Here is a 369-nt window from a genome sequence, read left to right on the forward strand (position 1 = left end):
GCCTTCCCTCCCCCCGACGGATCTCGGGCTTGCCCGAGATCCGCACCCCGTATGCCCAAGTCGGGCAGGCCCGACTTGGGTACGGGGGAGGGTGGGCCTCGCGTCAGCGAGGGTCGGGACAAGTTAGCCACGTTTCCGGACGTCGCGCGGACCCTCTCCCGACCGGCTTCGCGGGCCACCCTCCCCCGCCGGGGGGGGGGAAGGCTGAGCGACAGACGAGCTCGGACCCCACTTCCAAGACGAACGCCGTCAGCGCCGAGAAGCGGGCGGGAGGACACAACATGAAGAAGCTGTTGTGTCTGTTCGAGTCCGAGGCGATGCAGATCCTGGCCGACCAGCTCGTCGACAACGTCGAGGCCTTCGTCGCCG

At 68.8% G+C, this 369-nt stretch carries 1 protein-coding gene; it reads left to right on the forward strand.

Annotated features, from left to right (window positions below; genetic code table 11):
- Nucleotides 1-29: 29 nt before the first annotated feature.
- The coding region (locus MKK55_RS08755; protein WP_243934256.1) for a hypothetical protein at nucleotides 30-369 on the forward strand (340 nt) is incomplete at its 3' end.

The sequence above is a fragment of the Methylobacterium sp. J-059 genome, assembly GCF_022829485.1.
In the GTDB taxonomy this organism is placed as follows: Bacteria; Pseudomonadota; Alphaproteobacteria; order Rhizobiales; family Beijerinckiaceae; genus Methylobacterium.